Raw genomic sequence first — 19,954 nt, 5'->3', positions numbered from 1 at the left:
CCGACGGCGGGCGACCGCCCGCCGAGGCCGGCCGCACTCGCCCGCGGGCGCCCCTCACGGCGCCCCCGGCGGCACGAACGGCAGACCCGTCGGAGCGCCCTGCTCGATCAGCCGCAGCAGCGCGTCCGTGTCCGCGTGTTCCTCGATCAGGTCGCCGAGCCTGTCCAGCTGTTCCTCCCGGAGCACGCCGAACGAGGTGTCGGGCGCCGGCACGAAACGCCGGCCGGCCGCTGCCGCCACCTCCCGGAGGAACGCCCGGCGGAAGCCGTCGCTCTCCAGGGACCCGTGCCAGTGCGTCCCCCAGACGGCGCCGACCCGGCACCCGTCCAGGAACGCCTCCCCGCCCAGGACCTCGGCGACGCCGTGGTGGATCTCGTACCCCTCCACCCGTTCGCCGAGCGCCTCGCCGACCGGCCGGGCCAGGGTCTTCTCGGCCGCGAACCGCACCCGTACCGGCAGCAGTCCGAGCCCGTCGACCGTCCCGGCCTTCGACTCGACCTCGTCCTCGATGCGCTCGCCGAGCGCCTGGAAACCGCCGCAGACGCCGAGCACCGGCCGGCCCTCGGCCGCCCGCCGCACCAACGCGTCGGCCAGGCCGCGCTCCCGCAGCCAGGCCAGCGCCTTCACGGTCCCCCGTGTGCCCGGCACGACCACCAGGTCCGCGTCGACCAGCTCCTCCGCGCGGTCCACGAAACGCACCACCACGCCCGGCTCGGCCGCCAGCGCGTCCACGTCCGTGAAGTTGGACATGAGCGGCACGGCGCAGACCGCGACCCGCAGCACGTCCTCGCCGACCGGCGGCGCCACGACCGACTCACGGACGGCGCCGCGCAGCGACACCCGCAGCCCGTCCTCCTCGTCGATCCCGAGCCCGTGGGCGTACGGCAGGACGCCGTACGTCGGACGCCCGGTCAGGCCGAGCAGCATGTCGAGACCCGGTTCGAGCAGCGTCACGTCACCGCGGAACTTGTTCACCAGATAGCCGGCCACGAGCGACTGGTCCTCGGGGCTCAGCAGCGCCGTCGTCCCGAAGAACTGGGCGAACACCCCGCCGCGGTCGATGTCGCCGACCACGAGCACCGGCAGTCGCGCGGCCCGCGCGATGCCCATGTTCACGATGTCCGTGCGCCGCAGATTGATCTCGGCCGGACTGCCCGCCCCCTCGCAGATCACGGCGTCATACGTGCCCCGCAGTTCCTCCAGGCACGCCAGGACCGGCTCGAACAGCTCCTGCTGCCGCCCCCCGTGGTAGCCGCGGGCACTGAGCTCGCCCACCGGCTTCCCCATCAGGACGACCTGGCTCGAACGGTCGCTGCCCGGCTTCAGCAGCACCGGGTTCATCAGCGCGCTCGGTTCCACCCGCGCGGCCTGCGCCTGCATGGCCTGCGCCCGGCCGATCTCCGCGCCCTCTCGGGTCACGAAGGAGTTCAGGGACATGTTCTGGCCCTTGAACGGCGCCACCTTCACACCCCGGCGGACCAGCCAGCGGCAGATGCCGGCCGTGACGACGCTCTTGCCCGCGTCGGACGTGGTCCCCGCGACCAGCAGCCCCCCGCCCCTCATACGTTCCTCCGCTTCATCACGCCCACCACGATCCTTCCGGCCACACAGGCCGCCAGGGTCAGCCCGGTGACCCGGCGCGACAGTCGTACCGCCCGCTCGATGTCCGCCACCTCCACGTCCCGGCCCTCCCCGTTGAGCACGGGCCGGTGCTCGACCCGTCCGCCGTACGAGAGCGTCCCGCCGAGCCGTACGCCGAGCGCCCCCGCGAACGAGGCCTCCACCGGTCCCGCGTTGGGGCTCGGGTGCCCGGCCGCGTCGGTGCGCCACGCCCGCAGCGCGCCCCGGGGGTCACCGCCCCCGACGGTCGCGAGGACGGCCGTCAGCCGGGCCCCCGGCCAGCCGGCGAGATCGTCGAGGCGGGCCGAGGCCCAGCCGAAGCGGCGGTACCGGGGGGACTTGTGGCCGACCATCGCGTCCAGCGTGTTCACGGCCCGGAAGCCGACCAGGCCCGGCACGCCGGCGACCGCGCCCCACACCAGGGCGCCCACGACCGCGTCGGAGGTGTTCTCGGCGACGGACTCCACGACCGCGCGGGCCATCGCGGGGCCGTCCAGGGAGTGCGGATCGCGCCCGCACAGATGGGGCAGCCGCTCGCGGGCCGTGTCGAGGTCCCCGGCGGCCAGCGCGTCGCCGATGGCGCGGGCCTCCCGGCCCAGGGTCGTCCCGCCGACGACGGCCCAGACCGAGGCGGCGGTCAGGGCGATCGACGCGGCGCGCCGGCCCCGTACCGTACGGGCGGCGAGGGCGCCCAGGGCGGCCGTACCACCGGCGCAGACGGCGGTGTGGAGCGCGCCCCATCCCCGGTGGTCGCGCCAGAGAAGCCTCTCGACGGCTCCGGCGGTCCGTCCGAAGGCGGCGACCGGATGGCCGCGGCGGGGATCGCCGAGGAGCAGGTCCGCGGCCAGACCGGCGGCGGCACCGTAAGCGAATACACCTGTGGCTGCAGTGCGGCCGGGCATGGCGCTGTGTCCTCACTCAGGGTCCGCGCCCTGGCTCGACGTGACCGGCGGTGAGAGTTCCTGGCTCCCGGGGAGGGCTCCCCGGTCACAGTGGCGGGACCGCGCCGGATTCGCACCGGGCTTCCTCTTCTGCCGCCGTAATGGCCCCGGAAGTCCACCACGTGTGCGAACACCCGTCAACTCACCCTTGACCTGCGGCGGGAGAGTGTGCGAAGCACCACAAAGGCGACGGCTGGGCGCGCCGCACCTTCCGGTGCCGCACGCCCAGCCGTCGCTGGGTGAGCCGGGTGATCGGTCAGACGACGATCAGATAGATGCCGTACGCGACGGCCGCCGCGCACAGCGCGAAGCAGGCGTACGCGCCGGTGCGCGCCAGGACGGCGGAGCCTCCCCCGCTCGCGGCCTGCTCCTGCTTGGAGAGGCCGACGATGCCGAGGGTGAAGAGGCCCACGAGGGCGACGGTCGCCACGAGGCTGACTCCGAAGACGGAGCCGAGAGCTGCCCAGTCGATCTTCATGTGCGTTCCTTACACCGTTGCCGGCGCGGTGGGGGCCGTCGGGTCGGTCGGTGCCGGCGACGGAATGGTGGTCTTCAGGTCGTCGGTGAGGGTGCCGAGGGTGCCGATGGGCGGCGGGGTGACGGCCGCGATGGCGGTGGTGACGACCCCCGCGGGTTCGGCCTCCCCGTCGAGGTCGTCGTCCGTGACGTTGTGGTGGTCGACCGGCTTGCGGCGGGACAGCGACCAGATGACGCCGGAGCCGGCGACCAGCAGGACGGCGACGGCGGCGATGCCCCAGGGGCCCTGCTTGGTGAGGAACTCGGCGCCGGCGGCGACCAGACCCGCGGCGGGCAGGGTCAGGCCCCAGGCGACGAACATCCGGGTGGCGGTCGACCAGCGGACGACACCGCCCTTGCGGCCGAGGCCCGCGCCCATCACGGCACCCGAGCAGGACTGGGTGGTGGAGAGGGAGAAGCCCAGGTTCGAGGAGGCCAGGATGACCGTGGCCGCACTGGTCTGGGCGGCGAAACCCTGCTGCGGCTGGAGGTCGGTGAGGCCCTTGCCCATGGTCCGGATGATGCGCCAGCCGCCGAGGTAGGTGCCGAGCGCGATGGCGACACCGGCGGAGACGACGACCCACATCGGGGGGTTGGAGCCGGGGACGAGGACGCCGCCGGTGACCAGGGCCAGGGTGATGACACCCATGGTCTTCTGCGCGTCGTTGGTGCCGTGGGCGAGGGAGACCAGACCGGCGGAGGCGATCTGCCCGGCCCGGTAGCCCTTGGCCGTGTGCTTCGCCTCGGTCCGGGAGCCGATCATGTACGTCAGCCGGGTGGCCGCCATCGCGGCGAGGCCGGCGACGATCGGCGCGGCGACCGCGGGGATGAGCACCTTGGTGATGATGGTCGAACCGTTGACGGCCGACCAGCCCGCCGACATCACGGCCGCGCCGATGAGTCCGCCGAAGAGGGCGTGGGAGGAGCTCGACGGCAGGCCGACCAACCAGGTCAGCAGATTCCACAGGATGGCGCCGACGAGCGCCGCGAAGATCACTTCCGTACGAATGCCCTGTTCGTTGATGATCCCGCCGGAGATCGTCTTGGCGACCTCCACGGACAGGAACGCGCCGACCAGGTTGAGCACGGCGGACATGGCCACCGCCGTCTTGGGCTTGAGAGCGCCGGTCGAGATGGTCGTCGCCATCGCGTTGGCGGTGTCGTGGAAACCGTTCGTGAAATCGAACACGAGAGCTGTCACGACCACAATCGCGAGCAGCAGCGTGATGTGTTCCATTTACCCAGGCAATCGTTTGACGTCAGTGGCGGGTCGAACGTAGGCAACCTGAGTGAACGGAAGGTGAACTGGGCCGGGCGGTGCGGTGACCCGATCCAGGGTCCGCACATTCCGCTTACCGGCTCGGGGGGCCGTCTGTCCACGATGCGGTCCCCGTGCGACCCCGTGCCACCCCCGGTGGTCCGGGCCGTTCCGGGTCGGAGACGACATGGGCCACTTTCGCCCGTCCCGCCCCGTGTCACCCACTGGACACGCCAGCCGATCGGGCGACGCCCGAAGGAGATCCACGTCACCCCGGAGGGCGACCGTCCGGTGGCACTCCGGCGCCGTCCTGCCGACACTGGGACAGTGCGCCCGGCTACAGCGACGGCAGCGGCCGTCACCACTCTGCTCGGTGTCGGCGCGGCCGCGGTCGCGGCCGGCCGGTACGCCAGCGACGCCGCCCTGCGGGTGCCGTCCGGACGGCCCCTGCCGGGCGACCCCCGGCTCACCGTGCACGCCGCGGAACCCGGCCGGGTCACCCTGACCCGGAGCCTCGCCTCCCTGCGCCCCGGCACGTACGGGATCGAGGGGCCCGACCTCCACGCGGTCGTCGGGCCCGTCCTCGACCGGGTCCCGCACACCGCCGACACCGTCGTGCGCCGTCTCGAACGCGTCGAGCAGGGAACACCGGAGCCCGGCGCCCGGGTCCGGCTCACCCCCGAGCTGCACAGCGGCACCCCGCTCACCGCCCTCGGCCTCGACCACCAGGACGTCGAGATCCCCGGCGAACTCGGCACCCTGCCGGCCTGGCTCGTGCCCGGCCCGCGCCCCACCTGGGTGATCGCCGTGCACGGCCTCGGCACCACCCGCCGGCACACCCTCAACCTCGTCCCCTTCCTGGCCCGGCGGCAGATCCCCGTCCTCTGTCTCTCCTACCGGGGCGACCAGGGCGCGCCGCCGACCCCGGACGGCCTCGGCCACCTCGGCGACTCCGAGTGGCGCGACGTCGACGCCGCCATCCGCTACGCCGTCCGCAGGGGCGCCGCGGACGTCGTCCTGCACGGCTGGGGCACCGGCGGCGCGATGGTCCTGCGCGCCGCCGCCGACTCCGGCGTACGGGACGTGATCCGCGGCCTCGTCCTGGACTCCCCGGTCCTCGACCGGGAGGCCACCCTGCGCAACCTCGCCGCCGCCCGCCGGGTCCCCGGCCCGCTGCTGCCGCTCGCCGTCCGCGCGGCCCAGGGCAGGACCGGGATGTACGGCGACCGGCTCCGCGAGGTTGTCGACCCGGCCGCCCTGCGCGTGCCGACGCTCGTCTTCCACGGCCCCGACGACACCATCGCGCCCTGGGAGCGGTCCGTGGAGCTCGCCGCCCGCCGCCCGGACCTCGTCACCCTGCACGCGGTCCACGGCGCCCCGCACGCCTCGATGTGGAACGCCGACCCGGTCCGCTACGAAGAGTCGCTGCGGCGCTTCCTCACCCCCCTCCTCTAGCCCGCTACGGAGCCACCCGTACCGGCGGGTGTGACGGTGATCCCGATTCCGATTGGGCTTTCGGGCCGTCAGCGGGAAGACTGCCCCCGTGACGTCTCGAAAGCCTGATGAGCAAATGGCGCGCAACTCCAGACTCCGACTCGTCCGTCCGCGGGCACTCGCCACCGCCCGGCGGGCCGTGACGACCCGGCGCAACCGGCCCGCGCCGCGGCCGCCGGAGGGCACCCCGCCCCGCGCGGAACTGGCCCGACACGCACGGATCGTCCTCGCCGACGCCGTACGGATCGCCCGTTGGGCCGCCGTCGACCGCGGCGCCGGAATCTCGCCGGCGGCCGGCCCCGAGGCCGTCGCCACCCAGGAACGGGCCGCCGCCGCCCTCGACCTGACGCCCGACCAGGTCCGGGCCGGCTGGGACCGCGCCCGCCTCGCCGGACTCGTCGAACTCCACGGCGACACCGCCCGCCCCGGCTGGCGCCTGCACGCCTGGGACCGTGACGACTCCGCCGTACTGCGCGGCTGGGTCGCCCTGTTCGACGCCTGGTCCCTGGTCCACCCCGCCCCCGAGGACGTCGCCCCCAGCGCCGTCGCCGAGGTCGTCGAGGCCGTCCCCCAGGTGCTCTCCCTGCTCCAGCTCTCCGCCGGCCCCGTGGTCGTCCCCGCCCTCCTCGACCTGCTCCGGCAGCGGGTCGAGGAGCTGCGCGAGGAGCGCTGCGAGGTTCCCCTCCAGGGCTCCGCGGCCGAGGCCGCCCCGGCCGACCCCGGCACCGACGGGCTCTCCGCCCTCCTCGACTGGGCCCTGGAGGGACTCGCCGCCGTCGGAGCGCTGACCCTCGGCGAGGGTCCGGACGGCGGCCAGGCCACCCTGACCCCGCTCGGCAACTGGGCGGTCTGGGTCAAGCTGGAGCAGATCTGCGTCGCCGCCCAGAGCCCGGCGGGCAACATCGAGCAGTCCGCCGAGGACATGCTGCGCGGCTGCGCCCGCCTCACGCCCGGCCCGGCCCGCGACGAGTACCGCGCCTGGCTCGCCGCCCGCACCCTCTCCAGCGCGGTCACCGAACTCCTCGCCGTCGCCCGGGGCGAGGACGCCCTGCTGCGCGGCCTCGCCTTCGAAGCGCTCCGCGTCGTCGGCGCCCCGGCGGAGGCGGAGGTCCGGGCCGCCGCCGAGGAGGCCTCGCTCCGCCCGTACGCCCTGCTCTGGCTGGCCGAGTACGACGGCGCCGATCCCGACGACGCCCCGGACGTGCTCACCCGCGAGGAGGCCACCTGGCTGTGGGTCGACACCGCCGCGGCCGTCGCCGACCACGGCGAGAGCGCGCTGCTCGTCCGGCATCTCGACTCCGCCGTCCAGGGCACCGTCCCGGCCCTGCTCGACGAGGTCCGGGCCGTCGGCCACCCCCGCACGGTCCAGGTGCTGGTGGCCCTCGCCGCCGCCCACCCCGACCCCGCCCTCGCCAAGGCCGTCCGCCGGGCGGCCTTCCAGGTCCACACCGGGGGATCGTGACGCCCCTTCCGGCGACCCGCTACTCCGCGGCGCCGGGGGTGTACGTCCCGAAGCTCCAGATGTTGCCCTCGGTGTCCCGTGCCATGTACTCCCGCGAGCCGTAGTCCTGGTCCGTGGGCGGCATCACGATCTCGACCCCGTGCTGCGCGGCCCGCGCATGGTGTTCGTCCACGTCGTCCACGTGGACGAACACCCCGACCGGTCCCGCGCCCGCCATCAGCTTGTCGAACTCGCTGCCGGTGCCCTTGCTCCCGAGCATCACCATGCCGTTCCCGTACGACAGCTCGGCGTGCAGGACCAGGCCGTCCTCGCCCTCGTACACCGCGGTGCCGGTGAAGCCGAACGCCTCCGTGAGCAGCTTGATCGCCGCCTTCGCGTCGTCGTACCTCAGGGTCGGACAGATATGGGGTGCCCCAGCCATCCCGATCACTCCTTCTCGCTCGTCACGTCGGAATGTGACCTGGGTCTCAGTCTGGCAGTCGCCGCCGACAATCATCGGAAGGTGTCGCACCGGGCCATGTCGCCCGTCTCGAAGCCCTGCGAGAACCACTGCCGGCGCTGCTGCGCCGAGCCGTGCGTCCAGTTCTCGGGCGTCACCCGCCCCTGGAACCTCTCCTGGATCCGGTCGTCGCCCACCGCGGCCGCCGCGTCCAGGCCCTCGCGGATGTCGGCGTCCGTCAGCTTCGTCAGCAGCGGCCGTCCCGTCTTCTCGTCCGGTGTGGTCGTCGCGTGGTGTGCCCAGACGCCGGCGTAGCAGTCCGCCTGGAGCTCGACCCGTACGGCGTCGGAGTCGGCGCCCTGCCGCCCGTCCTGCGAGCGGGCGAGCGTGCCCATCATGTTCTGGACGTGGTGGCCGTACTCGTGCGCCACCACGTACGCCTGCGCGAACGGGCCGCCGCTCGCCCCGAAGGTGGTCCGCAGCTCCTGGAAGAACCCGAGGTCCAGATAGACCTGGTGGTCGCCGGGACAGTAGAACGGCCCGACCGCCGAGGTGGCCGAGCCGCAGGCGGTGGTGGTCCGGTCGGTGAACATCACCGTGCGCGCGTCGCCGTACTGGCCGCCCCGGCGTCCGTACTCCGCCCGCCAGAAGTCCTGCACGCTGTTGACGACGGCCACGATCCGGCAGTCCTCGCGGGTGTTCGCGTCCGCGCCGGTCCGGCAGGTCCGCTCCACCTGGGCCGCCGAGGAGGCGGTCGTCGCGGGCTCCGGGTCACCGGAGGAGAGCCCCAGCTGCTCGGGGCCGACCCCGAAGAAGACCCCGAGGACCAGCGCGATGAGGCCGACGATGCCGCCGCCGATGGTGGCCCTGCCGCCGGGGACGCGGCTGCCGCGGACGTCCCGTACCTCCGAGGTGTCCAGGCCGGCGTCGTCGTCGAACTGCATGGGCAACCACCCTCGCGTCGTCGCCGCGGCGGAGGCCGCCGCCCTGCGCCGAGTATCAGGGAATCCGGCATCCCTCGCCCCTTTTGCCAGGAGTGTGGGAAATGCCTCGATCCGCCCGCCCGGGCGGGCATGGCCGAAAAGCAGTTGCAGGGGCCCGTTAGACTGGCCGCGTGGCCATTCTCCTCGCGCACTAGCGGCGTCGAACCGCCCGAGAGCCCTTCCGCCGTCCAAACCCGCCCTGGAGTCTGTCCGTGATCACCGCTTCCGGCATCGAGCTGCGCGCCGGCGCCCGCATCCTCATCGAGTCCGCTTCCTTCCGTATCGCCAAGGGCGACCGCATCGGCCTCGTCGGCCGCAACGGAGCAGGCAAGACCACCCTCACCAAGTGCCTCGCGGGCGAGGGCCAGCCCGCCGCCGGCGCCATCGCCCGTTCCGGAGAGGTCGGCTACCTCCCGCAGGACCCGCGCACCGGCGACCTCGACATACTGGCCCGCGACCGCGTCCTCTCCGCGCGCGGCCTCGACGTCCTCCTGCGCAAGATGCGGCAGAACGAGGAGCGCATCGCGACCGGCTCCGGCGCCACCCGCGACAAGGCGATGAAGCAGTACGAGCGCCAGGAGACCGAGTTCCTCACCAAGGGCGGGTACGCCGCCGAGGCCGAGGCGTCCACCATCGCCGCCGCCCTCGGCCTTCCCGACCGTGTCCTCGGGCAGCCCCTGCACACCCTCTCCGGCGGTCAGCGCCGCCGTGTCGAGCTGGCCCGGATCCTCTTCTCGGACGCCGACACCCTGCTCCTCGACGAGCCCACCAACCACCTCGACGCCGACTCCATCGTCTGGCTGCGCGACTACCTGAAGAGCTACCGCGGCGGTTTCATCGTCATCTCCCACGATGTCGACCTCGTCGAGACCGTCGTGAACAAGGTCTTCTACCTGGACGCCAACCGCTCCACGATCGACGTCTACAACATGGGCTGGAAGCTCTACCAGCAGCAGCGCGAGGCCGACGAGAAGCGCCGCAGGCGCGAGCGCCAGAACGCCGAGAAGAAGGCCGCGGCCCTCAACTCGCAGGCCGACAAGATGCGCGCCAAGGCCACCAAGACCGTCGCCGCGCAGAACATGGCCAAGCGCGCCGAGCGCCTGCTCTCCGGCCTGGAGGCGGTCCGCGTCAACGACAAGGTCGCCAAGCTCCGCTTCCCCGAGCCCGCGCCCTGCGGCAAGACCCCGCTGACGGCGGAGGGCCTGTCCAAGTCGTACGGCTCGCTCGAAATCTTCACCGATGTGAACCTCGCCATCGACAAGGGCTCGCGGGTCGTCATCCTCGGCCTCAACGGCGCGGGCAAGACCACGCTGCTGCGCCTGCTCGCCGGGGCCGAGACCCCCGACACCGGGGAGGTCACCCCGGGCCACGGCCTCAAGCTCGGCTACTACGCCCAGGAGCACGAGACGCTCGACCCGGAGCGCACCGTTCTGGAGAACATGCGTTCCTCCGCGCCCGACCTCGACCTGGTCGAGGTGCGCAAGACGCTCGGTTCCTTCCTGTTCTCCGGCGACGACGTCGACAAGCCGGCCGGGGTCCTCTCCGGCGGCGAGAAGACCCGTCTGGCCCTGGCCACCCTGGTCGTCTCCTCGGCGAACGTGCTGCTCCTGGACGAGCCGACCAACAACCTCGACCCGGCCAGCCGCGAGGAGATCCTCGGCGCGCTGCGCACCTACAAGGGCGCGGTCGTCCTCGTCACCCACGACGAGGGCGCGGTCGACGCGCTGGAGCCGGAGCGGATCATCCTGCTCCCGGACGGCGTCGAGGACCTGTGGGGGCCCGACTACAAGGACCTCGTGGCCCTCGCCTGATCATCTCGGTATGGATCATTCGGCTCATGGGTGATCCATCATCTGGGTGAGGGCGTCTCATACCCCCGGCGCGGCCCCTGCGGAATCCCTCCGTCAGAGGTCGCGCCGACGTCGTTCCTCGGCTGGGGCTCTGACCTGGCACTTCGCGTCCGCGGGCGTCCCCGCGCCGGTGCCGCGTCGACCGGAATCATCAATTCCGGTCGTGGCGACGCCTTCCCTGTTCGCGAACCTCGTGGCACAGACCTTGTCGAATGGGTGGCCAGGACGTCCGCGAGGGGTGATCATGAGAAGTCCAGAGCGCACTTCCCATGAGGAGGCACGGGTGGCCGAGACTCTGAAGAAGGGCAGCCGGGTGACCGGCGCCGCGCGCGACAAGCTCGCGGCAGACCTGAAGAAGAAGTACGACTCCGGTGCGAGCATCCGGGCGCTGGCCGAGGAAACCGGCCGCTCCTACGGATTCGTCCACCGGATGCTCAGTGAATCCGGAGTCACGCTGCGTGGACGTGGCGGAGCGACACGGGGCAAGAAGGCAGCCTCGGCCTGACATCGGGGCGCGGTTCGTCGGGTCCACCGGTTCTCATGGTGGCCACCCGGTCGGCCGTGCGGTCGACCGGGTGGTTACTGTGCAGTCACTTAGCAGTCGGTTCCGCTGACTGCGACCGCTCACAGTGCTGCACCGGAACCGGAGGCGCCCCATGACTTCGCTCGACTCTGTGCTCGTGTTCGACAAGGACGGTGTACGGCTCACCGTCGAGGACGCCGTTGCCACGGTGACTCTGACCAACCCGGCGAAGCGCAACGCCCAGTCTCCCGCTCTGTGGCGGGCGTTGACGGAAGCCGGACGGTCGTTGCCGGGCAGCGTGCGGATCGTGGTCCTGCGCGGCGAGGGCACGTCCTTCTCCGCCGGGCTCGACCGGCAGGCGTTCACGCCCGAGGGCTTCGACGGAGAGCCGTCCTTCCTGGACCTGGCGCGCGGTTCGGACGAGGACCTGGACGCGGTCATCGCGGAGTACCAGGAGGCGTTCACCTGGTGGCGCCGCCGTGACATCGTGTCGATCGCGGCCGTCCAGGGGCACGCCATCGGTGCCGGCTTCCAGCTCGCCCTCGCCTGCGACCTGCGGGTAGTCGCCGAGGACGTGCAGTTCGCCATGCGCGAGACCAGCCTGGGGCTCGTGCCGGACCTCACCGGCACGCACCCCCTCGTCTCGCTCGTGGGCTACGCCCGCGCGCTGGAGATCTGCGCCACGGGCCGCTTCGTCCACGCCGAGGAGGCCGAGCGCATCGGCCTCGCCAACATCGCCGTGCCCGCTGACGAACTCGACGCGGCCGTACGCGACTTGAGCGCCGCTCTGCTCGCCGCGCCGCGCGACGCGGTCATCGAGACCAAGGCACTGCTCCAGGGCGTCTCGGGCCGCTCCTACGAGGACCAGCGCGCCGCCGAGCGCGCCGCCCAGGCCCGCCGACTGCGCGACCTGGCGGGCCTCGGCGACTGAGCGCCCGCTCCCGCTGTCAGCGGATCTCCGACACCAGGACCGTGACCGCGGTCGCCTCAGGGGCGGTCGCGGTCACGGTCGCCGTCACGGCTGTGCGGACGCTCCGGGCCACGTCCAGCGCGCGGTGTCCGGCGGTCACCGCCACTTCCACCCGGAGCAGGCCCGGGGCGCGGTGCACCGGGGTGCCCAGGACGTCGGTCAGGGCAGCCACGCCCTCGACCGTGAGGGCGGCGAGGCCGGCCGGGTCCTTCGTGGCCGACTTTTTCGAAGCCGGATCCTCCGCCGTCGCCGAGGTTCCCCCGGGCGGGTGAGCGGAGACCGGGGCGTCCGATGAGCCGTCCCCGCCCTCGGCGGGCCCCGTCGCCGGCAGCTCCTCGACGAGCCCCGTCACCCGCAGGTCCACCTCCACGACCATGAGCCCCAACTCCGCCACGGCCGCCGCGAACAGAGCCTCACGTACCTCTTCGGCCAGGACCGGCAGCGGCCGCTCCGGTGTCGCCGTGAACTCCGCCGTGATCCGCAACGGCCCTGGCGGCAGCCCTCCCGGCGGTACGGGGAAGGGCGCTTCCCCAGCGGCCCCGCCGCCCGCGAGTCCCACGCGCAGCAGTCCCGGCGCCACGCCTCGTACCGCCGTCGCGGCCCGCAGCAGCACCGCCCGAGCGGCGCGTTCCGCCAGCCACGCGCCGTCCGCCGCTTCGCCGAGCGGCAGCAGCCGGCCCAGCCCGAGCCGCGCACGCACCGCCGTCGCCCATCCTGCCCCGGTTGTCGTCGTCATTGCTCCAGCCTGCCGCATCCCAGGCGCGAGAGAGCGGAAGCGCACTTAATGTGGGCAAAGAGGAACATAACTGCTTGGAAGGGATGAACGGCGATGAGTGAGACCGCACACCCCGACGAACGGTCGATGACGAAGCGTGGCGGTGGCGATCCGGCCACCCGAGGCAGGACGACGATCGCCGACGGTGTCGTGGAGAAGATCGCCGGCCTCGCCGCCCGTGACGTCGTGGGCGTCCACGCGATGGGCAGCGGCTTCTCCCGCACCCTCGGTGCCGTACGCGACCGGGTGCCGGGCGGAGGCGGAGCGAAGTCGGGCGTCACCCGCGGTGTGAAGGCCGAGGTCGGCGAGGTGCAGACCGCCCTCGACCTGGAGATCGTCGTCGAGTACGGCGTCTCCATCTCCGACGTGGCCGGAGCGGTGCGCGAGAACGTCATCGCGGCCGTCGAGCGGATGACCGGCCTGGAGGTCGTCGAGGTCAACATCGCGGTCAGCGATGTGAAGCTGCCCGACGAGGAAGAGGACGAGGAGCAGCCGGAGTCACGGCTCCAGTAGCCGCTGGCACCCCGGCGGAAAGGGCACAGCATGAGCATGGCGGTGGTCGGCCTGTTGGCCGGAATGGCCCTCGGCTTCGCCGGATACTTCGGCGGCTTCGGGGCGTTCGTGCTGGTCGCGGCGTTGGGCGCGATCGGCTTCGTCGTCGGGCGGTTCGTTGACGGGGATCTCGAACCCGGTGATCTCCTCCGGGGCCGCGAGCGCGGCGACCGGCGGCGGTGAGCGGGGGTGGCAGCCGGCCCGGTGGGGACCGCCGGACGCGGGGCGACCACGATCGCCGACCGGGTCGTCGCGAAGATCGCCGCACAGGCCGCGCGGGAGGCGCTCGACGCCGTCCCCAAGGACGGCTCGCCGCCGCACGCCTCGGTCGTCGTGCACCGTGACGCGGCGCGGGTCTCGGTGAGTCTGGAGCTCGACTACCCCTCCGACCTCGGCCGCCGGTGCGGCGCGGTACGCAGTCAAGTGATGCGCAGAGTAAAGGAATTGGTGGGCATGGAGGTGCCCGAGGTGGCTATCCATGTGGAACGGCTGCACTCCCCGCGCACCGCGCGCGCGTCCGCCCGGGAGAGGCTGAGATGAGCACCGAGAACGGCGCGGGCATGGGAACGGAGTCCGGGGCGCCCACCTCCACCGTGCCCGTGCCGAAGGACACACCGCCCGCCGCCCCCGCCCGGCGCTTCTGGGCCGTCCGCCGGATCCCCGCGGCGCTGCTGGCCGCCGTGCTGCTGGCCGCCGTGGGGCTCCTGCTCTACGACGTGGCGGCGGTACGCGCCGAGCGCACGGCCATGGCCTGGCGGCGCACGCTCGCCGACGGCCTGGCGACCGAGCCCCTCGACAACGCATGGACCATGGCCGGCGCGGCCCTCGCCGTGCTCCTCGGTGTCTGGCTTCTGGTCCTGGCGTGCACCCCGGGGCTGCGCGCCGTGCTTCCGATGCGCCGCGACCACGCCGACGTACGCGCCGGACTCGACCGGGAGGCGGCGGCACTGATGCTCCGCGACCGGGCGATGGAGGTCTCCGGCGTGCAGTCGGTACGGGTACGGATGGGCCGGAACAAGGCTGCCGTACGGGCGTTCTCGCACTTCCGTGAAGTCGACGACGTACGGGCGGATCTGGAGACCGCGCTGGCCACCGCCATCGACGAACTGGGGCTCGCCCGCCCGCCCGCGCTGACGGTGCGGGTGGGCCGGCCATCGAGGAAGAGGTAGGGAGTGACGGTCATTCTCCGGCGGGTCAACCGCGTGCTGCTCGCCCTCGCGGGACTGCTGCTCGTCGTCGTCGGCGGGGCGGTGCTCGCGGCCGCGCTCGATCTTGCGGTGCCCTCGTGGTGGCCGTGGTCGGGCCCCTCCGACGTCCTGCTGAGCGAGGCGGACCGGCAACGGTGGCGGGACGAGGCCTGGTGGTGGCCGGCGGTCATCGCCGTCCTCGGGCTCCTCGTGCTTCTCGCGCTGTGGTGGCTGCTCGCCCAGTTCCGCAGGGCCCGGCTCGCCGAGGTCCTGGTCGACAGCGGCGACGGGGAGGGCGCGGCGGTACGGGGCCGGGCCCTGGAGGACGTCCTGGAGGCGGACGCCGCCGCGCAGGACGGTGTGGCCCGCGCCCGCGTCTCCCTGACGGGCCGCAGGACCGCACCCCGCACCCGCGTCTTCCTGCTCCTGGAGCCCCAGGCCTCCCCGGGCGCGACCCTGACCTCCCTGGCCACCGACGCCCTGGCCCACGCCCGTACCTCCACGGGCCTGCCGGCCCTGCCGACCGAGGCGCGGCTGCGCGCGGTCAAGCACCGGGCGCGCCGGGTCAGCTGACCCGCCGCGGCAGGCCCTTCCTGATCAGGAAGCGGCGGCCGCTCAGAAGCCGTGGCGCGCGCCGCCGTCCACCGGGAGCATCACGCCCGTCAGATACGAGGCCGCCGGGGACAGCAGGAACGCGGCCGTGTTGCCGAACTCCTCGGGGGTGCCGTAGCGGCGCAGCGGGATACGGGACTCGTTGGCGGCGCGAGCGGCGTCCGCGTCGCCGGAGAGGGCGTCGAGAGAGCGCACGCGGTCGGTGTCGATCCGGCTCGGCAGCAGGCCGACGACACGGATGCCCCGGGGGCCCAGGTCGCCCGCGAGCGACTTCGCGAACCCGGCGAGTCCGGGGCGCAGACCGTTGGAGATCGTCAGGCCCGGGATCGGCTCGTGGACCGAGCCGGAGAGGACGAAGCCGATGACCCCGCCCTCGGTCAGCGTCTCCGCAGCCGCCCGGGCCATCCGTACCGCGCCGAGGAAGACCGTGTCGAACGCCGACGCCCACTCCTCGTCGGTGTTGTCCGCAGCGAAGCCCGGGGCCGGGCCGCCCACGCTGATCAGGATGCCGTCGAAGCCGCCGAAGCGGGACCGGGCCTCCGCGATCAGCCGTCCGGGCGTCGCCGGGTCGGCGTTGTCCGCGGCGAGACCGGCCGCGCCCGGGCCCAGCTCCGCGACGGCCTCCGCGACCGACTTCTCCTCCCGCCCGGTGATCAGCACCTGCGCGCCCTCGGCCAGCAGTGCCTGGGCGGAGGCCCGGCCGAGCCCTCGGGTCGCGCCGGTCACCACGTACACACGGTTCTTCAGTCCAAGATCCATGCGCCTATCCTGCCGCCTCGTCCACGTGGAGCGCGAGGGCGGTGCCCACGAGCCCGATGTGACTGAAGGCCTGCGGGAAGTTCCCCAGCTGCCGCCGCGCCACGGGGTCGTACTCCTCCGCGAGCAGCCCCACGTCGTTGCGCAGACCCAGCAGACGCTCGAAGAGTTCGCGGGCCTCGTCGACGCGTCCGGTCAGCCACAGGGCGTCGGCCAGCCAGAAGGAGCAGACGAGAAACGTTCCCTCCCCGCCGGGGAGGCCGTCGACGGACACCCCCTCGGTGCTGTAGCGGCGTACGAACCCGCCGTGCGTCAGCTCCTTGCGCACCGCCTCCACCGTGCCCAGCACCCGGGGGTCGTCCGGCGGCAGGAAGCCGACCTGCGGGATCAGCAGCGTGGCCGCGTCCAGATCCCGCGAGCCGTAGGACTGGGTGAACGTGTTGCGATCGGGGTCGTACCCCTTGGTGCACACCTCCGCGTGGATCTCGTCGCGCATCGTCCGCCACCGCGCCACGTCGCCGGGGAGTGAAGGATCGTCCTCCAGCGTGCGCACCGCCCGGTCGGCGGCGACCCAGGCCATCACCTTCGAGTGGACGAAGTGGCGCCGCGGTCCGCGCACCTCCCACAGACCCTCGTCGGGCTCGCGCCAGGTCGACTCCAGGAACCCCAGCAGGCTCAGCTGCAGGTTCCAGGCGTGCCGCTCGGCGGGGATGCCCGCCTTCCTCGCCCGGTACAGCGAGTCCATGACCTCCCCGTACACATCGAGCTGGAACTGATCGACGGCCGCGTTCCCGACCCGGACGGGCGCCGAGTCCGCATAGCCGCGCAGCCACGGCACCGACATCTCGGGCAACCGCCGCTCCCCGGCGGGCCCGTACATGATCTGCAGATCGGCCGGGTCGCCCGCCACCGCCCGCAGCAGCCAGTCGCGCCACGCAGCCGCCTCCTCGACGTACCCCGCCGACAGCAGCGCGGCGAGCGTGAGCGTCGAGTCGCGGAGCCAGCAGGAGCGGTAGTCCCAGTTCCGTACACCGCCCAGCTCCTCGGGCAGCGAGGTGGTGGGGGCGGCGACGATGCCGCCGGTCGGCGCGTAGGTGAGCGCCTTCAGCGTGATCAGCGAGCGGAGCACCGCCTCCCGGTACGGACCCTCGTAGGTGCACCGCGCCGACCACTCGCGCCAGTCGGCGAGGGAGTGCTCCAGGGCGTCGAAGGGGTCGACGAGGGCGGGGCGCGGTTCGTGCGAGGGGTGCCAGGTGAGGACGAACGCCACCTTCTCGCCGGCGGCCATGGTGAACGACGAACAGGTGGAGAACTGCTGCCCCCAGGTCTTCACGGGGGGCTCGCTGCGCAGCCAGACCGAGTCAGGTCCGGCGATGGCCACCCGGTGCCCGTCCGAACGCCTTATCCACGGCACGATCGAGCCGTAGTCGAAGCGCAGCCGCAGCACCGCGCTCATCTCGACGGTGCCGCTGACGCCCTCCACGATCCGGATGACATCGGGCGCCTTGTCACGCTGTGGCATGAAATCCACGACTTTGACGGTGCCGGTGCGCGTCTCCCAGTACGTCTCCAGGACGAGGGAGTCCTCCGCGTAGTTCCGGCGGGTGCACCTCGTGGCGCCCTTGGGCGCGATCCGCCAGTGGCCGTTGTCCTCGTCGCCGAGCAGCGCGGCGAAACAGGCGGCCGAGTCGAATCGCGGCAGACACAGCCAGTCGATCGACCCGTCGCGGCCGACGAGGGCGGCGGTCTGCAGATCGCCGATGAGGGCGTAGTCGTCGATACGTTGCGTCACGCTCTGGCGTGTTCCCGAAAGGGACGACGGTCAATCAGCGCGGCGGCGGGCCGTGGTGTGGGTTACACCGCAGCGGGCGCCGGTTCAGGGGTTCCTGAACCGTCGTCGGCCCTGGCCGCGGCTTCGCGGTCGCGCTTCTCCCTGCGCACCAGGATCACCCAGCCCACCGGCACGCCGGCCGTGAAGAGCCACCACTGCACGGCGTACGCCATGTGCGCGCCGATCGAGTCGTGGTCGGGCTCGGGGATCAGCTCCGGCGTACCGCCGGCCGGCTCGGGCGCCGTCTGCTCCAGATAACCGCCGAGCACCTCACGGCCGAGCAGCTGGGACTGCTGGTCGCTGTTGATCAGCATCACCTGACGGTCCGGCAGCCCCCGCAGGTCCTTGATGCCGCTGGCGCCGGTCGTCTCGTCGGCCTTGAGGCGGCCGGTGACGGTCACCTCGCCCTTGGGGGCGGGCGGCACCTCGGGGTACGCCTTCTGGTCGGGCGCGGCGGGGATCCAGCCGCGGTTGACCAGGGCGACCCGGCCGTCCCCGAGGACCAGGGGAGTCAGGACGAGGACGCCGATCCGGTCGTCGGCGTTGGTCCGGCGGCGGACGACGACCTCGTGCGTGGTGTCGAAGACCCCGGTGGCGGTGACCGTACGCCAGTAGTCGGCACGCGGGACGGTGTGCCCGGGCGAGGTGAGCTCCTCGATCGGCGCGGGCTCCGCCCTGAGGTTGTCCGCGATCAGGGCGTTCTGGGCGACCCGGCGTTCGTGCCGGTGGAACTGCCAGAAGCCCAGCTCGATCATCGTGGGGATGAGCACGAGGGCGATCAGGGTGAGGATCACCCACTGCCGGGACAACAGGAAGCGGTACACCCCATGACCGTACAACTTGGTCATGGGGTGCACGCAGGGGGGTTCCGGTCCGTCGCCGCGGGCCGGGGTTCATACGTGGTCGACGATCCCCGCCTTTCCCTCCGCGCGGGCGCAGTGGCCGCCGCAGTACCAGCTGCCCTCGACCTCGACGCCCTGGCCGATGATCTGGACGCGACAGTGCTCGCAGATGGGCGCCATGCGGTGAATGGCGCAGGAGAAGCAGTCGAAGACGTGCACCGCGCCCTGCGCGTGCACTTCGAAGGACATGCCGTAATCGTTTCCGCAGACCTCACAACGTGCCATGCGCCACAGGGTGCGGCCGCGGGCGCGCGAAGCGCGGGCGGCACGCCCGGTACGTCACCCGTCTGCAGGGGCCACGTCCCGCAGCAGCTGGGTGAAGGCCGCCTCGTCGACGATCGGCGTACCGAAGGACTTCGCCTTCACAGTCTTGGACGTCGCCGCGTCCGGATCGTTCGTGACCAGCAGGCTCGTCAGCCGGGAGACGCTCGTGGCGACATGGAGCCCCGCCTCGACCGCGCGGTCCTCCAGGAGCTCGCGGTCGATGGAGGTGTCGCCCGAGAACGCCACCCGCATGCCCTGCTTGAGCGGTTTGTCCGCTTCGTAACGTCCGGGGTTCGGGTACGGGCACGGCGGCCGCTTCCGCGAAGGGCGCCAGCTGTTCGCGTGGTACGAGGCCTGGTGACCGATCCGCGGCGTCACCGGCGTGGACACCCACTCCGTCAGCGGCCGGCACTCGAGCAGCGGCAGCCGTACGTTCCGCTCCGCCGCCGCGTGCAGACTCGGCCGGAACGCCTCCGCGAGCACCCGCGCGTCGTCCAGCGCGTGGTGCGCCCGCTGCTGGACCACTCCGAAGTGCGCGGCGAGCGACTCCAGCTTGTGGTTGGGCAGCGGCAGCGACAGCTCCTTGGAGAGGGCGATGGTGCACAGACGTTGACGCACGGGCGCGGTGCGCTCGGTCCGCGCGTACTCCCGGGCGATCATCGACCAGTCGAACATCGCGTTGTGCGCCACCAGGACCCGGCCGTCGAGCCGGGCCGCGAACTCGGCGGCGATCTCCGGAAAGAGCGGCGCGCCCTCCAGCACGTCTGTGGTCAGACCGTGGATCCAGACCGGCCCGGGGTCCCGCTCCGGATTGACCAGCGTGTACCAGTGGTCCTCGACATTGCCCTGGGCGTCCAGTCGGTAGACGGCAGCCGACACTATCCGGTCGTCGCGGGCGAGTCCGGTGGTCTCCACGTCGACGACCGCGTACCCCTGTGGGTAGGCGGCCGGCCACGTCGCTGCTGTCGTACGGTCGTCGAGCATGGTCACTGAGAATACGGGCCGCCGCTGACAGCGCG

General features: G+C 72.7%; 22 protein-coding genes and 1 riboswitch. Of the genes, 10 read left to right on the top strand and 12 right to left on the bottom strand.

Annotated elements, in window-relative coordinates:
• Nucleotides 1–54 precede the first annotated feature (54 nt).
• The 4 genes from J7E93_RS20040 to J7E93_RS20025 all read right to left on the bottom strand — a co-directional run bounded on the left by J7E93_RS20040 (nucleotide 55) and on the right by J7E93_RS20025 (nucleotide 4,314).
• Nucleotides 55–1,563 (bottom strand): cobyric acid synthase, encoded by a 1,509-nt coding sequence (locus J7E93_RS20040; RefSeq protein ID WP_215071283.1) that lies wholly within the window; start codon nucleotides 1,561–1,563, stop codon nucleotides 55–57.
• Nucleotides 1,560–2,522, bottom strand: a complete 963-nt coding sequence (locus J7E93_RS20035) for a cobalamin biosynthesis protein (protein WP_215071282.1) — start codon at nucleotides 2,520–2,522, stop codon at nucleotides 1,560–1,562. The genes J7E93_RS20040 and J7E93_RS20035 overlap by 4 nt, the downstream gene beginning before the upstream one ends.
• A gap of 34 nt (nucleotides 2,523–2,556) precedes the next feature.
• Nucleotides 2,557–2,696, bottom strand: a riboswitch (cobalamin riboswitch).
• A 121-nt stretch (nucleotides 2,697–2,817) separates the two neighbouring features.
• The gene (locus J7E93_RS20030) at nucleotides 2,818–3,039 is read right to left on the bottom strand and encodes a hypothetical protein (protein ID WP_215071281.1); all 222 of its coding nucleotides are present in this window, start codon (nucleotides 3,037–3,039) and stop codon (nucleotides 2,818–2,820) included.
• 9 nt (nucleotides 3,040–3,048) lie between these two features.
• Nucleotides 3,049–4,314, bottom strand: a complete 1,266-nt coding sequence (locus J7E93_RS20025) for an inorganic phosphate transporter (RefSeq protein WP_215071280.1) — start codon at nucleotides 4,312–4,314, stop codon at nucleotides 3,049–3,051.
• A gap of 348 nt (nucleotides 4,315–4,662) precedes the next feature.
• On the opposite strand from J7E93_RS20025, the gene J7E93_RS20020 reads away from it, so the two are divergent.
• Together J7E93_RS20020 and J7E93_RS20015 are read left to right on the top strand one after the other, a co-directional pair.
• Nucleotides 4,663–5,790, top strand: a complete 1,128-nt coding sequence (locus J7E93_RS20020; protein WP_215071279.1) for an alpha/beta hydrolase — start codon at nucleotides 4,663–4,665, stop codon at nucleotides 5,788–5,790.
• 115 nt (nucleotides 5,791–5,905) lie between these two features.
• The gene (locus J7E93_RS20015; protein WP_215071278.1) at nucleotides 5,906–7,291 is read left to right on the top strand and encodes a hypothetical protein; all 1,386 of its coding nucleotides are present in this window, start codon (nucleotides 5,906–5,908) and stop codon (nucleotides 7,289–7,291) included.
• Nucleotides 7,292–7,310: 19 nt separating this feature from the next.
• On the opposite strand, the gene J7E93_RS20010 is transcribed toward J7E93_RS20015, so the two are convergent.
• Nucleotides 7,311–7,712 (bottom strand): VOC family protein, encoded by a 402-nt coding sequence (locus tag J7E93_RS20010; RefSeq protein WP_215071277.1) that lies wholly within the window; start codon nucleotides 7,710–7,712, stop codon nucleotides 7,311–7,313.
• Nucleotides 7,713–7,783: 71 nt separating this feature from the next.
• On the bottom strand, nucleotides 7,784–8,674 hold the full coding sequence (locus J7E93_RS20005) for a neutral zinc metallopeptidase (RefSeq protein ID WP_215071276.1): 891 nt from the start codon (nucleotides 8,672–8,674) through the stop codon (nucleotides 7,784–7,786).
• Nucleotides 8,675–8,925: 251 nt separating this feature from the next.
• Here J7E93_RS20005 and J7E93_RS20000 point away from each other — a divergent pair, with 251 nt between their 5' ends.
• The 3 genes from J7E93_RS20000 to J7E93_RS19990 all read left to right on the top strand — a co-directional run bounded on the left by J7E93_RS20000 (nucleotide 8,926) and on the right by J7E93_RS19990 (nucleotide 12,017).
• The gene (locus J7E93_RS20000; protein ID WP_215071275.1) at nucleotides 8,926–10,524 is read left to right on the top strand and encodes an ABC-F family ATP-binding cassette domain-containing protein; all 1,599 of its coding nucleotides are present in this window, start codon (nucleotides 8,926–8,928) and stop codon (nucleotides 10,522–10,524) included.
• Nucleotides 10,525–10,846: 322 nt separating this feature from the next.
• Nucleotides 10,847–11,068 (top strand): helix-turn-helix domain-containing protein, encoded by a 222-nt coding sequence (locus J7E93_RS19995; RefSeq protein WP_006123601.1) that lies wholly within the window; start codon nucleotides 10,847–10,849, stop codon nucleotides 11,066–11,068.
• A 151-nt stretch (nucleotides 11,069–11,219) separates the two neighbouring features.
• On the top strand, nucleotides 11,220–12,017 hold the full coding sequence (locus J7E93_RS19990) for an enoyl-CoA hydratase/isomerase family protein (RefSeq protein ID WP_215071274.1): 798 nt from the start codon (nucleotides 11,220–11,222) through the stop codon (nucleotides 12,015–12,017).
• Between the two features lie 16 nt (nucleotides 12,018–12,033).
• Here J7E93_RS19990 and J7E93_RS19985 read toward each other — a convergent pair whose 3' ends face one another.
• Nucleotides 12,034–12,792 carry a hypothetical protein gene (locus J7E93_RS19985; protein WP_215071273.1) on the bottom strand — a complete coding sequence of 253 codons (759 nt, stop codon included), beginning with the start codon at nucleotides 12,790–12,792 and terminating at the stop codon, nucleotides 12,034–12,036.
• 93 nt (nucleotides 12,793–12,885) lie between these two features.
• Here J7E93_RS19985 and J7E93_RS19980 point away from each other — a divergent pair, with 93 nt between their 5' ends.
• The 5 genes from J7E93_RS19980 to amaP are packed head-to-tail and all read left to right on the top strand — an operon-like array spanning nucleotide 12,886 to nucleotide 15,143.
• A complete protein-coding gene (locus tag J7E93_RS19980) occupies nucleotides 12,886–13,344 on the top strand; it encodes an Asp23/Gls24 family envelope stress response protein (RefSeq protein ID WP_215071272.1) in 459 nt (152 codons plus the stop codon).
• Nucleotides 13,345–13,374: 30 nt separating this feature from the next.
• On the top strand, nucleotides 13,375–13,566 hold the full coding sequence (locus tag J7E93_RS19975) for a hypothetical protein (protein WP_215071271.1): 192 nt from the start codon (nucleotides 13,375–13,377) through the stop codon (nucleotides 13,564–13,566).
• A gap of 6 nt (nucleotides 13,567–13,572) precedes the next feature.
• A complete protein-coding gene (locus tag J7E93_RS19970; protein WP_215071270.1) occupies nucleotides 13,573–13,923 on the top strand; it encodes an Asp23/Gls24 family envelope stress response protein in 351 nt (116 codons plus the stop codon).
• On the top strand, nucleotides 13,920–14,552 hold the full coding sequence (locus J7E93_RS19965) for a DUF6286 domain-containing protein (RefSeq protein WP_215071269.1): 633 nt from the start codon (nucleotides 13,920–13,922) through the stop codon (nucleotides 14,550–14,552). Before J7E93_RS19970 ends, J7E93_RS19965 begins: the two co-directional genes overlap by 4 nt.
• Before the next feature lie 3 nt (nucleotides 14,553–14,555).
• Nucleotides 14,556–15,143 carry an alkaline shock response membrane anchor protein AmaP gene (gene amaP / locus J7E93_RS19960; protein ID WP_215071268.1) on the top strand — a complete coding sequence of 196 codons (588 nt, stop codon included), beginning with the start codon at nucleotides 14,556–14,558 and terminating at the stop codon, nucleotides 15,141–15,143.
• A 42-nt stretch (nucleotides 15,144–15,185) separates the two neighbouring features.
• Here amaP and J7E93_RS19955 read toward each other — a convergent pair whose 3' ends face one another.
• The 5 genes from J7E93_RS19955 to J7E93_RS19935 form a co-directional block, all read right to left on the bottom strand.
• The gene (locus tag J7E93_RS19955) at nucleotides 15,186–15,941 is read right to left on the bottom strand and encodes an SDR family NAD(P)-dependent oxidoreductase (protein ID WP_215071267.1); all 756 of its coding nucleotides are present in this window, start codon (nucleotides 15,939–15,941) and stop codon (nucleotides 15,186–15,188) included.
• Nucleotides 15,942–15,945: 4 nt separating this feature from the next.
• Entirely contained in the window at nucleotides 15,946–17,730 is a 1,785-nt protein-coding gene (locus tag J7E93_RS19950; RefSeq protein ID WP_215071266.1) for a glycoside hydrolase family 15 protein, read from the bottom strand.
• Nucleotides 17,731–17,792: 62 nt separating this feature from the next.
• A complete protein-coding gene (locus J7E93_RS19945) occupies nucleotides 17,793–18,593 on the bottom strand; it encodes an SURF1 family protein (protein ID WP_215071285.1) in 801 nt (266 codons plus the stop codon).
• A gap of 69 nt (nucleotides 18,594–18,662) precedes the next feature.
• On the bottom strand, nucleotides 18,663–18,896 hold the full coding sequence (locus tag J7E93_RS19940) for a hypothetical protein (RefSeq protein WP_158986043.1): 234 nt from the start codon (nucleotides 18,894–18,896) through the stop codon (nucleotides 18,663–18,665).
• Nucleotides 18,897–18,950: 54 nt separating this feature from the next.
• Nucleotides 18,951–19,925: a DEDDh family exonuclease gene (locus J7E93_RS19935; RefSeq protein ID WP_215071265.1), complete on the bottom strand. Its 975-nt coding sequence runs from the start codon at nucleotides 19,923–19,925 to the stop codon at nucleotides 18,951–18,953.
• Nucleotides 19,926–19,954 lie beyond the last annotated feature (29 nt).

The organism is Streptomyces sp. ISL-36, from assembly GCF_018614205.1.
GTDB lineage: Bacteria > Actinomycetota > Actinomycetes > Streptomycetales > Streptomycetaceae > Streptomyces.
Note: the sequence above shows the minus strand (reverse complement) of the source record. Positions and strands in the feature narration are given on the sequence as shown.

Bases quoted from the DNA above. Each gene is read 5' to 3' on its own strand.
- J7E93_RS20040 (WP_215071283.1), bottom strand. From the start codon at position 1,563: ATGAGGGGCGGGGGGCTGCTGGTCGCGGGGACCACGTCCGACGCGGGC.
- J7E93_RS20035 (WP_215071282.1), bottom strand. From the start codon at position 2,522: ATGCCCGGCCGCACTGCAGCCACAGGTGTATTCGCTTACGGTGCCGCC.
- J7E93_RS20030 (WP_215071281.1), bottom strand. From the start codon at position 3,039: ATGAAGATCGACTGGGCAGCTCTCGGCTCCGTCTTCGGAGTCAGCCTC.
- J7E93_RS20025 (WP_215071280.1), bottom strand. From the start codon at position 4,314: ATGGAACACATCACGCTGCTGCTCGCGATTGTGGTCGTGACAGCTCTC.
- J7E93_RS20015 (WP_215071278.1), top strand. From the start codon at position 5,906: ATGGCGCGCAACTCCAGACTCCGACTCGTCCGTCCGCGGGCACTCGCC.
- J7E93_RS20010 (WP_215071277.1), bottom strand. From the start codon at position 7,712: ATGGCTGGGGCACCCCATATCTGTCCGACCCTGAGGTACGACGACGCG.
- J7E93_RS20005 (WP_215071276.1), bottom strand. From the start codon at position 8,674: ATGCAGTTCGACGACGACGCCGGCCTGGACACCTCGGAGGTACGGGAC.
- J7E93_RS19990 (WP_215071274.1), top strand. From the start codon at position 11,220: ATGACTTCGCTCGACTCTGTGCTCGTGTTCGACAAGGACGGTGTACGG.
- J7E93_RS19985 (WP_215071273.1), bottom strand. From the start codon at position 12,792: ATGACGACGACAACCGGGGCAGGATGGGCGACGGCGGTGCGTGCGCGG.
- J7E93_RS19980 (WP_215071272.1), top strand. From the start codon at position 12,886: ATGAGTGAGACCGCACACCCCGACGAACGGTCGATGACGAAGCGTGGC.
- J7E93_RS19975 (WP_215071271.1), top strand. From the start codon at position 13,375: ATGAGCATGGCGGTGGTCGGCCTGTTGGCCGGAATGGCCCTCGGCTTC.
- J7E93_RS19965 (WP_215071269.1), top strand. From the start codon at position 13,920: ATGAGCACCGAGAACGGCGCGGGCATGGGAACGGAGTCCGGGGCGCCC.
- J7E93_RS19955 (WP_215071267.1), bottom strand. From the start codon at position 15,941: ATGGATCTTGGACTGAAGAACCGTGTGTACGTGGTGACCGGCGCGACC.
- J7E93_RS19940 (WP_158986043.1), bottom strand. From the start codon at position 18,896: ATGGCACGTTGTGAGGTCTGCGGAAACGATTACGGCATGTCCTTCGAA.